At 70.5% G+C, this 315-nt stretch carries 1 protein-coding gene; it reads right to left on the bottom strand.

Going from position 1 to position 315, the window contains the following annotated elements; all coding sequences use genetic code 11:
• The coding region (locus AX685_RS02235; RefSeq protein WP_231738513.1) for a methyl-accepting chemotaxis protein at nt 1–315 on the bottom strand (315 nt) is incomplete at both ends.

Below are 315 nucleotides of genomic sequence, written 5' to 3'. Positions count from 1 at the left end.
CGGCGGTTGCTTCCTCGACCATCGCGGCGTTCTGCTGCGTCACGCCGTCCATCTCGGCGACCGCGGTGTTCACCTGCCGCAGGCTGGTCGCCTGCTGATCGGCGGAGGTGGCGATACCGGACACCAGCGCGCTGACCTCGCTGATCCGCGAGACGATCTGGCCCAGCGCCTCGCCGGTGCGGGTGACCAGGCGCACGCCTTCCTCGACCTGTTCGGAACTGGCGGTGATGCGCGACTTGACGTCCTTGGCCGCATCCGCCGAGCGCTGCGCCAGCGCGCGCACTTCCGATGCGACGACCGCGAAGCCCTTGCCCG

The sequence above is a fragment of the Sphingomonas sp. CCH9-F2 genome (genome assembly GCF_001556735.1).
Lineage (GTDB): Bacteria > Pseudomonadota > Alphaproteobacteria > Sphingomonadales > Sphingomonadaceae > Sphingomonas > Sphingomonas ginsenosidimutans.
Note: the sequence above shows the minus strand (reverse complement) of the source record. Positions and strands in the feature narration are given on the sequence as shown.